The 10080-nt window shown below is 71.8% G+C and carries 10 protein-coding genes and 2 pseudogenes; 5 read left to right on the top strand and 7 right to left on the bottom strand.

Going from position 1 to position 10080, the window contains the following annotated elements; translation table 11 throughout:
* A pseudogene (locus tag AB0A61_RS08705) lies at nt 1–70 on the top strand (TetR family transcriptional regulator); the annotation flags it as partial.
* A 3-nt stretch (nt 71–73) separates the two neighbouring features.
* Here AB0A61_RS08705 and AB0A61_RS08700 read toward each other — a convergent pair.
* The 4 genes and pseudogenes from AB0A61_RS08700 to AB0A61_RS08685 all read right to left on the bottom strand — a co-directional run.
* Nucleotides 74–154: pseudogene (locus AB0A61_RS08700) on the bottom strand (transglutaminase); the annotation flags it as partial.
* 45 nt (nt 155–199) lie between these two features.
* Complete coding sequence (locus AB0A61_RS08695; protein ID WP_361288270.1) at nt 200–1270, bottom strand: low specificity L-threonine aldolase; 1071 nt, start codon at nt 1268–1270, stop codon at nt 200–202.
* The gene (locus AB0A61_RS08690; protein ID WP_361288267.1) at nt 1267–2019 is read right to left on the bottom strand and encodes an SDR family oxidoreductase; all 753 of its coding nucleotides are present in this window, start codon (nt 2017–2019) and stop codon (nt 1267–1269) included. Before AB0A61_RS08690 ends, AB0A61_RS08695 begins: the two co-directional genes overlap by 4 nt.
* A 47-nt stretch (nt 2020–2066) precedes the next feature.
* Entirely contained in the window at nt 2067–3464 is a 1398-nt protein-coding gene (locus tag AB0A61_RS08685) for a DUF6421 family protein (RefSeq protein WP_361288264.1), read from the bottom strand.
* A gap of 439 nt (nt 3465–3903) precedes the next feature.
* On the opposite strand from AB0A61_RS08685, the gene AB0A61_RS08680 reads away from it, so the two are divergent.
* On the top strand, nt 3904–4587 hold the full coding sequence (locus AB0A61_RS08680; protein ID WP_361288261.1) for a glycerophosphodiester phosphodiesterase family protein: 684 nt from the start codon (nt 3904–3906) through the stop codon (nt 4585–4587).
* A gap of 69 nt (nt 4588–4656) precedes the next feature.
* Here the strand turns inward: AB0A61_RS08680 and AB0A61_RS08675 are convergent, their stop codons facing one another.
* Entirely contained in the window at nt 4657–5199 is a 543-nt protein-coding gene (locus AB0A61_RS08675; protein WP_361288258.1) for a GNAT family N-acetyltransferase, read from the bottom strand.
* 262 nt (nt 5200–5461) lie between these two features.
* Between AB0A61_RS08675 and AB0A61_RS08670 the strand changes: the two genes are divergently transcribed.
* Entirely contained in the window at nt 5462–5863 is a 402-nt protein-coding gene (locus tag AB0A61_RS08670) for a VOC family protein (protein ID WP_361288255.1), read from the top strand.
* 90 nt (nt 5864–5953) lie between these two features.
* The gene (locus AB0A61_RS08665; protein WP_361288252.1) at nt 5954–6718 is read left to right on the top strand and encodes a VOC family protein; all 765 of its coding nucleotides are present in this window, start codon (nt 5954–5956) and stop codon (nt 6716–6718) included.
* A 204-nt stretch (nt 6719–6922) separates the two neighbouring features.
* Here the strand turns inward: AB0A61_RS08665 and AB0A61_RS08660 are convergent, their stop codons facing one another.
* Together AB0A61_RS08660 and AB0A61_RS08655 are read right to left on the bottom strand one after the other, a co-directional pair.
* Nucleotides 6923–7519 (bottom strand): MarR family winged helix-turn-helix transcriptional regulator, encoded by a 597-nt coding sequence (locus AB0A61_RS08660; protein ID WP_361288249.1) that lies wholly within the window; start codon nt 7517–7519, stop codon nt 6923–6925.
* On the bottom strand, nt 7516–9237 hold the full coding sequence (locus AB0A61_RS08655; RefSeq protein WP_361288246.1) for an FUSC family protein: 1722 nt from the start codon (nt 9235–9237) through the stop codon (nt 7516–7518). The genes AB0A61_RS08660 and AB0A61_RS08655 overlap by 4 nt, the downstream gene beginning before the upstream one ends.
* 214 nt (nt 9238–9451) lie before the next feature.
* Here AB0A61_RS08655 and AB0A61_RS08650 point away from each other — a divergent pair, with 214 nt between their 5' ends.
* Entirely contained in the window at nt 9452–10003 is a 552-nt protein-coding gene (locus tag AB0A61_RS08650; protein ID WP_361288243.1) for a DUF5134 domain-containing protein, read from the top strand.
* Nucleotides 10004–10080 lie beyond the last annotated feature (77 nt).

The following is a 10080-nucleotide window of genomic DNA, read 5'->3' as shown; positions in this document are numbered from 1 at the left end:
GGCCCGGTTCGCCGAGCCGCACGACGGCCCCCTGGGGGCACGGCTGCTGCGTGTGATGCACCGGTTCTTCGGCCCGGTCGGGCGCGCCCCTGACAACGCTCAGCACGGCTGGGTGCGGTTCAGCGTACAGGACCGGGCAGTCCACTTCACTGGACATCAGTCGTACAGGCGTACGAATCCGCGACTCTCGAAGCGCGCTCTAGCGAGCCATCTCCTCCTTCAGCGCCGCGACGAACGCGTCCACGTCCTCCTCGGTCGTGTCGAAGGAGCACATCCAGCGGACGACGCCCGCGCCCTCGTCCCAGAAGTAGAAGCGGAACCGCTTCTGCAGGCGCTCGCTCACGTCGTGCGGCAGCTTGGCGAAGACTCCGTTGGCCTGCACCGGGTAGAGGATCTCGACGCCGTGCACGGCGCGCACGCCCTCCGCCAGCCGCTGCGCCATCTCGTTGGCGTGGCGGGCGTTGCGCAGCCACAGGTCCTTCGCGAGCAGGGCCTCCAGCTGCACCGACACGAAGCGCATCTTGGAGGCGAGCTGCATCGACAGCTTGCGCAGGTGCTTCATGTGGCGGACGGCGTCCTGGTTGACGACGACGACCGCCTCGCCGAGCAGCGCGCCGTTCTTCGTGCCGCCCAGGGAGAGGATGTCGACGCCGACCGCGTTGGTGAACGTCCGCATGGGGACGTCGAGGGAAGCGGCCGCGTTGGCTATGCGGGAGCCGTCCAGGTGCACCTTCATGCCGTGCGCATGGGCGTGCTCGCAGATGGCGCGGATCTCGTCGGGCGTGTAGAGCGTGCCGAGCTCCGTGCTCTGGGTGATCGAGACCACCTGCGGCATCGCCCGGTGCTCGTCCTCCCAGCCGTACGCCTGCCGGTCGATCAGCTCGGGCGTGAGCTTGCCGTCCGGTGTGGGCACGGTGAGCAGCTTCAGGCCGCCCATGCGCTCGGGGGCGCCGCCCTCGTCCACGTTGATGTGCGCGCTCTCGGCGCAGATCACCGCACCCCAGCGGTCGGTGACCGCCTGGAGCGCGACGACATTGGCGCCCGTGCCGTTGAAGACCGGGAACGCTTCGGCCGTCGCGCCGAAGTGACTGCGGATGATCCGCTGGAGGTTCTCGGTGTAGGCGTCCTCGCCGTACGCGACCTGGTGCCCGCCGTTGGCCACGGCCAGGGCGGCGAGCACCTCCGGGTGGACCCCGGAGTAGTTGTCGCTGGCGAAACCGCGGACCTCCGGGTCGTGATGGCGACGCGCGTCGGTCCTTGGGGGGTTCACGGCTTCTCGGTCAGCCACAGACGGTTTCCGTTCACTTCCGCGGCGGGCTTCTCCCAGACTCCGGTGATGACCTCGGCCAGATCCTTGACGTCCGTGAAGCCCGCGAACTTCGCGTTGGGGCGCTCGGCGCGCATCGCGTCGTGCACCAACGCCTTCACCACCAGGATCGCAGCCGCGGAGGTCGGCCCCTCTGCACCCCCGGCCTTGCGGAAGTAGTCGGCCATGGCCAGCGTCCAGGCCTCGGCGGCCGCCTTGGCCGCGGCGTAGGCGGCGTTGCCCGCCGTGGGCTTGCTCGCACCCGCGGCGCTGATCAGCAGGTACCGGCCCCGGTCGCTGCGCTGCAGCGCCTCGTGGAAGGCGAGCGAGGTGTGCTGCACAGTGCGCACCAGCAGCAGTTCCAGGAAGTCCCAGTCGTCGAGGCTGGTCTTGGTGAAGGTCTCGCTGCCGCGCCAGCCCCCGACGAGATGGACGAGTCCGTCGACGCGGCCGAAGTCCTTCTCGATGTGCGTGGCCCAGTCGCGGGTGGACTGCAGGTCGAGCAGGTCGACGGTGTCCCCGGTGACGGTGGCGCCGCCGGCCGCGTACCGGGCCGCGTCCACGGCCTCCGAGAGCCGCTCCGGATCGTTGTCGGCGCCGACGACGGTCGCCCCTGCCTCGGCCAGCCGAAGCAGCGTCGCCCGGCCGGCGGGTCCGCCCGCGCCGGCCACCGCGATCACCAACCCGCTCAGCGCCCCGTTGCCATTCCCCATCTTCGCCTCCTGAGCAGTGTCCGCTGGGTCGATTGTGCTCCGATCGCTCACGCGGCGATCCGCTCGGCGCCGTCCGCCGTGATGCCCTTGGTGGAGGCGATCACATTCTTCAGCTTCTTGGACAGTGCCTCGTAGAACATGCTCAGCGGAAACTCGTCCGGAAGCACGTCATCGACGAGCTTGCGCGGCGGCTGGGTCAGGTCGAGCGCGTCGGGACCCTTGGCCCACTTGGAGCCGGGGTGCGGGGCGAGATAGGTGGAGACCAGCTCGTAGCCGGCGAACCAGTGCACCAGCTTGGGGCGGTCGATGCCGTCGCGGTACAGCTTTTCGATCTCCGCGCACAGCTGGTTGGTGACCTGCGGGGCACGCTCCCAGTCGATGGAGAGCCGGTTGTCGGTCCAGCGCACGACGTCGTGCTTGTGCAGGTAGGCGAAGAGCAGCTGGCCGCCGAGGCCGTCGTAGTTGCGCACGCGCTCACCGGTGACCGGGAAGCGGAACATACGGTCGAGCAGCACCGCGTACTGCACGTCACGGGCCTGCGAGACACCGTCGGCCTGGAGCTTGACGGCCTCCTTGAAGGCCGTGAGGTCGCAGCGCAGCTCCTCCAGGCCGTACATCCAGAACGGCTGGCGCTGCTTGATCATGAACGGGTCGAACGGCAGGTCACCGTGGCTGTGCGTGCGGTCGTGGACCATGTCCCACAGCACGAAGGCCTCTTCGCAGCGCTTCTGGTCATGAACCATCGCGGCGATGTCCTCGGGGAGCTCCAGGCCCAGGATGCCGACGGCCGCGTCGGTCACACGGCGGAAGCGGGCAGCCTCCCGGTCGCAGAAGATGCCACCCCAGGAGAATCGTTCCGGCGCCTCACGCACGGCAATCGTCTCGGGGAAGAGAACGGCGGAGTTGGTGTCGTAGCCGGCCGTGAAGTCCTCGAACTTGATGCCGCAGAACAGCGGGTTGTCGTAGCGGGTGCGCTCCAGCTCGGCCAGCCAGTCCGGCCAGACCATGCGCAGCACGACCGCCTCGAGGTTGCGGTCCGGGTTGCCGTTCTGGGTGTACATCGGGAAGACGACCAGGTGCTGCAGGCCGTCCGCGCGGCCCGCGGCGGGCTGGAACGCCAGCAGGGAGTCCAGGAAGTCCGGCACCTGGAAGCCTGCCTCGGCCCAACGACGCAGGTCCTTGACCAGCACCTCGTGGTAGGCGGCGTCGTGCGGGAGCAGCGGCGAGAGCTCCTCGACGGCCTCGATCACACGGCGCACGGCGCCTTCGGCGTCCGCACGCGCGGGAGCGCCCTCGGCCTCGAAGTCGATCGAACCGTCCTTCGACTGCCATGGCCGAATCTGCTCCACGGCATCCTTGAGCACGGGCCAGGCGGGGTGCGCCACCACCCTGCTCAGGGGAGGAACCTGCTCCTCCGAACCCACCTGCACAAGAATTTCCGTCATGTCCCATCCTCCACGGGAGAACCTCGCGTATGGAGACCGTATACATACGAGGTTTCTCCCAGCAAGGGGGTCCTCGGGAAATTATTCTGCGCACGCCCGCTGTCACCGCTCATTTTCCTGCCAGACACCCGAGCGACGGCGACTTCCACTAGCCCGTTCGGGTGAGGCAACCGCCTGCGGGCAGGGGCTGGATCCAGCCGTCGGCAGGGACTTGGCGGTCCTCCGAGTGTCGAGGTCAATCTCCGGGGGACTCGCCCACCCCGGGGTGACCGCCGGGCGGGTACGGCGCCGCTGCGTACCGACCGTCACCCCACTGCCCCGTGTACGCAGGGGTTCATTGCCGGTCCGGGCCGTTAGGCTGCGGCACTGCCGCGTGGACGACGAGGTCCCTCCGGTCCGCGTGCGTGCCGAGCCGCCGTCGACGGAAGCGAGTTGAACCTTGAACTTCCTTACCATCGGTCACCGCGGAATCATGGGGGTCGAGCCCGAGAACACCCTCCGTTCCTTCGTCGCCGCCGAGCGGGCCGGCCTCGACGTCATCGAACTGGATCTGCACCTGAGCAAGGACGGCGCGCTCGTCGTCATGCACGACGCCGAGGTGGACCGCACGACCGACGGCAGCGGCCCCATCGCCGACAAGACCCTCGCCGAACTGCGCTCCCTGGACGCCGGACGCGGAGAGCACATCCCGCTCTTCGAGGAGGTCCTCGACGCCGTGCGGGCACCGCTGCAGGCCGAGATCAAGGACGTGGCGGCGGCCCAGGCGCTGGCGGAAGTGATGCACAGGCGGGACCTGGTGACCCGTGTCGAGGTGCTGTCGTTCCACGACGAGGCGCTCGCCGAGATGTCCCGGCTGGTGCCCGGCGTCCGCACCGCGCTGGTCGCGGACCACTACGGCACGGACGTCGTCGAGCGCGCCACGGCGGTCGGCGCCGGCACCCTCGTCCTCAACATCCGCCGGCTCACCCTGGAGGTCGTCGAGCACGCGCGCGAGGCGGACCTGCGGATCATCGGCTGGGTCGTGAACACCCTGGGCCAGCTGCGGCTGGTGCGCGCGCTGGAACTGGACGGGGCGACCACCGACTACCCGGAGATCAAGCGCACGGGCCGCTTCACGGCCTAGGTGTGCTGTTCGGGGACGTTGGTGACAGGCGACACGCCTTGAGCGGTCCCTGAAACCGGCCGGCCGGGTCTACCGGTCGAGCTCCTTGACCAGCAACTCGAACTGCAGGTCGTCGCGCCGCGGAATGCCGAAGCGTTCGTCGCCGTACGGGAACGGGGTCATCTCGCCCGTACGGCGGTAACCGCGGCGCTCGTACCACCCGATCAGGTCGTCCCGCACGGAGATCACGGTCATGTGCATCTCCTCGACGCCCCAGGCCTCGCGGGCCTGCCGCTCGGCCTCCGCGATGATCAGCTTGCCGAGGCCCTCGCCCTGCGCCGCGGGGCTGACGGCGAACATGCCGAAGTAGGCGTGGGCGCCCCGGTGTTCGAGCTGGCAGCAGGCGATCACGCGGCCGTCGCGCTCGACCGTCAGCAGTCGGCTGTCGGGCGACTTGATCACCGCGAGCACGCCCTCCGGATCGGTCCTTTGCCCGTCGAGTATGTCCGCCTCGGTGGTCCAGCCGGCCCGGCTGGCGTCCCCGCGGTACGCCGACTCGATCAGCGCGACCAGGGCCTCGACGTCGGCGTCGGTGGCGTCACGGAAGGTCAGTCCGGTGGCGGCGGTGTCCATGGGGCGTGCCTTTCGGGTTCGGTGGTCGGGCGCGGCTGGGCGGGACGAGCGTAACCCCCGGCCACCAGGGCCTGTCCGGCGGATCACAGCGCAGGAGTGCAGGGCCTGTCGGGCGGATTACGACACAAGGGCGCGGAGCCTGTGCGGCGGATCGGCGCAGGGATGCCGAGCGGAGTCGGCAACCGACGACTACCGGGCAGATGGGCGTGCCGGGCCCCGCGGCTGCGGCGTGAACTGCCGGACAGGCCCTAAGCTCCGGTGCATGGTGCATGTGCTGGGCAGCCGGATCCTGCTGTCCCCCTCGGACCCCGAGCGCTCCCGCGCCTTCTACGGCGAGCAACTGGGCCTCGCCGTCTACCGCGAGTTCGGCACCGGCCCGGAGCGGGGCACCGTCTACTTCCTGGGCGGCGGCTTCCTGGAGCTGTCGGGGCGCCTCGACAACGCTGCGGCGGCGTCTGCCCCGGCCGTGCGCCTGTGGCTTCAGGTGGACGACGTGACCGCGGCCGAGGCGGAGCTGGACGCGAAGGGGGTCGCCATCGTACGTCCGCCGGTGCGGGAGCCGTGGGGGCTGGTCGAGATGTGGATCCGGGATCCGGACGGCACGCCCATCGTGCTCGTGGAGGTGCCGGCGGACCATCCACTGCGATTCCGGGCCGGAATCTAGGGCGCGGCCGGCCGTACCGCTCCGGCTGGCCGCCGCCGGTGGGCCGGGCTAGCGTGCTGGTGGTGGGGGCGAGCCTTCCCGGAGGAAGCCATGGAGTTCGACAAACCGGTGATCGGCGGCCCCTGCTGGGCGGAACTGGGCACCACCGACCTGGAGGCGGCTCAGCGGTTCTACACAGAGGTGTTCGGCTGGCGGGCGGAGCCGGACCCCAGGCAGGAGCTGCGCGGGTATGCCATCGCCTTCGTGGGCGAGGCGGCGGTCGCCGGACTGGGCCCGCTGTACCGGCCGTCGCAGCCGGTCGCCTGGAACGTGTCGTTCGCCGTCGCCGACGCCGAAACGGCCACCAACAAGGTGACGGACGCGGGCGGAACGGTGATCCGCGGCCCGCTGGAGGTGCTCGACGAAGGACGCCTGACAGTGGCGCTGGACCCCTCCGGCGCAGCCTTCCAGATGTGGCAGGCAGGGCAGTTCGCCGGCGCCGGTCTGTTCAACGCGCCCGGCTCGCTGGGCTGGGTGGAGCTCGCCACCCGTGACATCAAGAGGGCCCGGGACTTCTACACGGAGGTGTTCGGCTGGAGCGTCAACGCCTCGGAGTGGTACACGCAGTGGGGCATGCACGGCGGGGAATTCGGCGGCATGACGAGAATCGGGGACCGCTACCCGCCCGACATGCCGCCGCACTGGCTGCCGTACTTCGCGGTCGAGGACGTGGACGCGACGACCGGTGTCGCGGTCACGGCGGGGGCGAGGACCCTGCTGGAGCCGAGCTCCGTCGCGGACGGCCCGCGCATCGCGGTGCTGCGAGACCCGCAGGGCGCGGCGTTCGGCGTCTACCAGGCTGGGCAGGAAGGGTGACTGCGCCGCCCTGCCGCACGACGTGAGAGCGGACGGCTGCCGCACGGGCGTGGGGCGGCCGGATCCCCAGGGCCGCCGAATCGCGGCACGTGACATGCGGGGCCGCGCCAATCGCGGCACTGACATCGCGGCGTGCAGGGCACGTGACATGCGGGGCCACGCGGCGTGCAGGGCACGTGACATGCGGGGCGCGGTGCGGCCCGCTCAGACCTCCGGCGCGCCCGGGCGGCCCTCCAGTCGTCCCAGCAACTGGCTCAAGAGGGCGGACAGTTCGGTCCGCCGGTCGGTGCCGAGACCGGACAGGACGGTCCTTTCGTAGGCGAGCTGCGCGGGCAGGATGCCGTCGACCAGGTCGCGTCCGGCGTCCGTGAGGCGGACATGGGCGACCCGGCGGTCGCGGGTGTCGCTGCGGCGGTCGACCAGGCCGCGCTCGGTCAGCTGTTTGAGGCGCTTGGTGACGGCGGCCCCCGAGGAGAACGTCTCGCGGGCCAGTTCGCTCGGGGTGAGCTCGTGTCCGGTGCGGCGCAGCGCCCCGAGCAGATCGAACTCGGGCCGGCTCAGCCCGGCCCGGCGCAGCGGGGCGTCCTCGGCCTGCTGCAGGAGGGCGGCGCAGCGGTTGATGCGGCCGATGATCTCCATGGGCGCGGTGTCCAGGCCGGGCTGGACGGCCTGCCACTGGCGGACCACGGCTGCGACGGTGTCGTCCACAGTCGCAACCTCGGGGGCCGTCGGCGGTCGGCCGTGCGCCGCCTGTGCGCTCCCCTCACCGCCGGTTGCGGACCGTCCGTTCGTCCCCGTCATGGCCGTACGTCCTCCGTCGTCCTGCCCGTGGCCGCCGGGGTGTGCAGGCCCTGGCGTCGTACCGTCGCCGCGAGCGTACGGTGTCCGGTCCGCTCGGCGAGCACGACCCGCTCCTGGGGCAGTGCGCGCTGCCACCATTCCCCGGACGCGGCATCGGCGGTGGTGCGCAGTTCGACCAGCGCGGCGGCGAGACTGCGGCGGGCGGAGTCCAGCGCGGCGGGCGCGGGGCGCGGCTCGGCCAGCAGGCGGGCAGCCCGCTCGCGGGCCCGGTCGGCGGCGGTCAGGGCGTGCTCGAGGCGGTCGCCGGCCCGCCGGTTGGTGACGGCGACGGCGGCGAGGAAGCCGACCAGCGCGCCGACGAGGGTGTCCATGGCCCGCTCGGTGATGAGCTCGCCCGGCGCGTGGTGTCCGGCGAACTCGGTGATGAGCAGGGCCATCGGGGTCACAAGGACGCTGCCGAGCCAGTAGTTGCGGCCGATCAGCGCTTCGGCGCCGAAGTTGAAGGCCAGGCAGCACAGCACGAGGGCGGCGGCACTGGCGTGGGCGAGCGGGGCGACGACGGCGAAGACCAGGACACCGACGAGGTTGCCGACGACGCGCTGGACGCCCCGGCTCCAGGTGAGGGTGACGTTGGCCTGGTAGAGGGAGGCCGCGGTGACCAGGGCCCAGTAGGGACGGCCGATGCCGAGCGCGAGGGAGGCGTACCCGGCGAGCGCGCAGCCGAGGGCTGTGCGCACGGCGATCGGGGTGAGCGGGCCGAGCCTGGTCCACCAGGGCCGGTGCGGGGCGGCGATCTCCGCGTCCACGCCGAGGAGCTCGTCGGCGGCGGCCCAGGTCTCGCCGGCCTGCGGGATCGGTCCGGTGCCGCACAGCTCTCGCGCCCACGCCCGCAGCCGGTCCGGGTCGGTGTCCGCGGGAGCGGCGAGCGCGACCTCTGCGCGGACGACGAGCCGCTCCAGGGCGCGGCGGGGCGCCGGGCGCTCCGGGGCTCGGCGGAGCACCGAACGGGCACCGGTGGACAGCAGTGACTGCCAGGCGGCCTGGACGGCGGCGGCCGCGGCGGCGCGGGCACGGGCCGCGCTCCCGCCGGTGCCCCGCGTGGCGGCGTACGCGGCGGCCGCGTGCAGCGCCTGGGCGGTGGCCCGGCGCTCCGGGCCGTGCGGCCGGAGCAGCCCGGGGGCCATGCCGACCAGCCAGGCCCAGGCGCCCGCCGCGGCGGCCGGCGCCATGTGGGCGGGGACCTGTCCAAGGGACTGCGGGGCGAACAGGGAGGCGGAGCTGATGAAGGTGAGGACGACGTTGCCGGGCGGGCCGATACGGGTCGCGTCGCACAGTGCCTTGTGGACCGCGGCCATCAGGGCGCCGACGGTGACCAGGACCACCGCGTCATGGGTCAGCGATGCCGCGACCAGGGAGACCGCGAGACCGCCCAGCATGCCCAGCACCACCCAGGCCAGGACGCGGGCCCGCGCGGCGTACGGACGGTTGTGGGCGTAGAGGGCACAGAGGGAACCCGCCATCGTGTACACGGCGAGGTCGAGCCGGCCGAGGGCGAGCAGCGCGAGGTTGGGCGGGGCGACCGAGGCGACGACGCTCAGGGCGGGCTTGAACCAGATGTCGGAGGGGCGGCCGAGCCGCAGCACGCCGCTGAGCGGGAGGCGGCGGGCCAGTCCCCCGGCGGGCACTAGCCGGGTTTTGGTGGGGATCGAACTGCGCATGACGACAAGCTTAGCAGGTGTTTTACCTGTGAATCATTTGCTGCGGCCGAAGTGCCCGCGATCAGTCCCCGCGCCTGCGTCCGCCGCCGTGCTCCGTCGAGTGCTCCCCACGTACACCCTTGCGCTCGCGTGCGCACCGCCCGCCCCGGGAATCTCTTGGCCGACCGGCCGACCGCCCAGGGGCGGTACGGGACCGTCGAACGGGGAGGTGGGCGTGCACGGACCGGCTTCGCCCGGCTGGCTCCTGGTCGCGCTGTGCGCGGCGACCGGGGCCTACTGCCTGCTGCGCATGCGCAGCTCGGTCGAGGAGCAGCGCCGCGCCGCGGGCGGCGAGGCGCTCATGGGCTTCGGCATGGCGGCGATGGCCGTGCCCGCCGCGGTGTTCAGCCCACCGGCGTGGGCCTGGCCGGCCTATGCGGTGGTCTTCGGCGCGGCCGCGCTGCGCGCCCTGTGGGCCGCACGGACGAGCCGACACCATCTGCACCACCTGGTGGGCGCCTCCGCCATGGTCTACATGGCGCTGGCGATGGCCGCCTCGCCCGGCGAGCACCACCACATACCCGGTGGGTCCGGGGTACCCCTGGTCACCGGCACACTGCTGCTGTACTTCGCCGGGTACGTCCTGCTGTCCGGCGTCCGGCTCGTCCCCACGGTGGCCGTGACCACGAGCGGCGGTGCCGGGGGGTGGGGCGACCGGCCGGAGCTGGCGCGGGCCTGCCGGCTGTCGATGGGGATCGCGATGGTGGCGATGCTGCTGACCCTGTGACGGCGGCCTGTACGGAACCGTGGTCTGTGTCACTTTGCCGTGCGATGCCGTACCGGTGAGCGGGCGGCCGCTCATAG

The organism is Streptomyces sp. NPDC046197, from assembly GCF_040646295.1.
GTDB lineage: Bacteria > Actinomycetota > Actinomycetes > Streptomycetales > Streptomycetaceae > Streptomyces.
Note: the sequence above shows the minus strand (reverse complement) of the source record. Positions and strands in the feature narration are given on the sequence as shown.